Origin of the sequence: Rhodovibrio sodomensis, from assembly GCF_016583645.1 — a bacterium.
Lineage (GTDB): Bacteria > Pseudomonadota > Alphaproteobacteria > Kiloniellales > Rhodovibrionaceae > Rhodovibrio > Rhodovibrio sodomensis.
Map to the genome: position 1 here is coordinate 1 of NZ_NRRL01000226.1, position 2,522 is coordinate 2,522.

Here is a 2,522-nt window from a genome sequence, read left to right on the forward strand (position 1 = left end):
TCTGGAGCGTTCTCGAGGGTCCGGGAACGGCAGTTTGCCAGGGCGAGACGGCTTTTGCCGGACCGCTCGTGAACGTGGATTGAACGGACCCGCGGGCAGCGAGGCAGGTCTATGGGGATTGTGTCGATGCCGGCTCGGCGCGCAGGGAAGCACGGCCACCACGGCGGGGCTGGGCTTGGTCGGTCGGGTGGCTGACAAGCGCGACGGTCGAGCCGAGTGGGCAGCGCGGGCGTGTGGGTGGCCGGTTGTCCAGTCCAAGCGAGCGGATCTTGGTGCCGAGCCCAGCGGATTGCCCACGCTGGGGGACCCGTCGTCGACGGCCCTGGGCTCGTGCGTGATGAAAGGCTGCCTCGGAACGTGCGGTCATGAGCTGTCTAGCCCGACGATCGGGGCTGGCTCTGGTGTCGCGGGGACCACGGCATCGAACACCATCGGCCCGTTGCAGTGCGGACAGACGGTGTGCGCTAGAACTTCGGTGTCCGTGGTTTCGGTGGTGCATGTGTCTGCGATGGACGTCGCCGCCACGGCGAGGAGGTCGCGGCACTGGCGCAGCTTGGCGGCGCGGTGACCGTTGGCGAGCAGACCGAAGTGCCGGATCCGATGAAAACCGCTCGGCAGGGTGTGCATCAGGAAGCGCCGGGTGAACTCGCCGGCATCGAGATGCATCACCTTGATCTTGTCGTGGTGGCGGTAGTCTTTCCAACGGAAGCTGACCCGGCCGTCCTGTAGGGCGACCAGGCGGTGGTTCGTGATCGCGACGCGGTGGGTGTAGCGGCCGAGGTAGGCCAGCACCTGCTCGGGACCGCCGAATGGGGGCTTGGCGTAAACGACCCAGGCCTGCTGGCGCAGCGGCGCCAGGTAGTCGCGGAAGGCGGCGGCATCGGCGAGCGGCGCGAGATTGCCGAAGAACGCGAGCTGTCCGGCAGCATGCAGGGCCAGAAGCCGGGCCAGGAACAGCCGCCGGAAGACCGCGCCCAGGACGCGCACCGGCATGAAGAAGCCAGGACGGCAGGCGATCCAGCGGGTGCCGCACGGGCTGGGGCCACCGCCGGGCACGATACAGTGCAGATGCGGATGGTGTTGCAGGTTCTGGCCCCAGGTATGTAGGACGGCGATCCCGCCGAGTTCGGCGCCGAGGTGACGCGGATCGGCGGCGATGGTGCGCAACGTCTCGGTCGCGGCCTGGAACAGGGTGCCGTAGACCGCGGCCTTGTTCTGCAGCGCGATCGCGGCGATCGCGGGCGGCAGGGTGAACACGACGTGGAAGTACGCGACCGGCAGGAGCTCGGCCTGACGGTCGGCCAGCCACTGGCGCCGGGCAGCACCCTGACACTTGGGACAATGCCGGTTGCGGCAGGAGTTGTAGGCGATCCGGCTGTAGCCGCAGCTGCCGCAGCGCTCGCTGTGGCCGCCGAGGGCCGCGGTCCGGCAGGCGCGCACGGCGCCGTAGACGCGGCGCTGGTCGCGGCTGAGGTGCTGGTCGTTGGCCGCCCGCCAGGAGTCCGCCGCGCGAAACACGTCGGCGACCTCGATCGTGGCCACCACCGACATCAGCCTGGCGGCGCCACCATCACGTCCAGCCGGTCGAGCGGGCTCTGCGTGCGCTCGATCATGGTCCGGGCGACCTGGGTATAGCGGGCGGTCGTGCTGACATGGCTGTGGCCGAGCAAAACCTGGATGACGCGAATGTCGGTGCCGCTCTCCAGGAGATGCGTGGCGAAGCTGTGGCGCAGCGTGTGCACGGTCACGCGCTTGCTCAGACCGGCGAGCGTGCGTGCGGCGCGGCAAGCATCGTTGAGCGTGGTCGGGTGGATCGGGGCATGCCGATCTCGCTGCCCGGGGAACAGCCAGAGTTCGGGGCGGGCGACCCGCCAGTAGGTGCGCAGATGGCCGAGGAGTTGCTCGGACAGGATGGCGTAGCGGTCGCGACCACCCTTGCCGTGTTGGACGCGGATCAGCATGCGCGCACTATCGATGTCAGTAACCCGGAGCGTGGCGACCTCCGAGGCTCGCAGACCGGCGGCGTAGGCGGTCATCAACGCGATCCGGCACTTGAGGACCGCCACGGCCTCGAGAAACCGCACCACCTCCGCTGGGCTCAGAACCACGGGCAAGGTGCGCGGAGACCGAGCATACGGAATGCGCTCCGGCAGTTCGCTCCGCCCCAACGTCACACCGAAAAAGAAGCGTAGGGCGCCCACTGTCTGGTTGAGGTGCGCCCAGGATACGCCCTGATCGGCCAGATGGACCTGGAAACTACGAACATCGTCGAGGCTCAGGCGGTCCGGGGAGCGCCCGAAGAATCGGCTAAACTTGCCGACTGCGGAGATGTATGATTGTTGCGTCGTCGGCGCGAGATTGCGGACTGTCATGTCCTCGATCATCCGCCGGCGCAGAGGGCTGATGTCGGCCATCTGGGAAACTCCTGTCCTGAGAGTTGGTGGTCGGCAACCCCATCGTCTCAGGCAGGAGACCCGCCCGCACCTGTTATCCGCTAACCCCCGCGATAGCGGGTTCGTTCA

2 protein-coding genes are annotated in these 2,522 nt (G+C 67.9%); both read right to left on the minus strand.

Translation table 11 applies throughout. The features are described from left to right. Positions 1 to 363 precede the first annotated feature (363 nt). A complete protein-coding gene (locus tag CKO28_RS27230) occupies positions 364 to 1,551 on the minus strand; it encodes an IS91 family transposase (protein ID WP_207168958.1) in 1,188 nt (395 codons plus the stop codon). Next, positions 1,551 to 2,414: a site-specific integrase gene (locus CKO28_RS27235; RefSeq protein WP_200344613.1), complete on the minus strand. Its 864-nt coding sequence runs from the start codon at positions 2,412 to 2,414 to the stop codon at positions 1,551 to 1,553. Before CKO28_RS27235 ends, CKO28_RS27230 begins: the two co-directional genes overlap by 1 nt. Between the last annotated feature and the right edge of the window lie 108 nt (positions 2,415 to 2,522).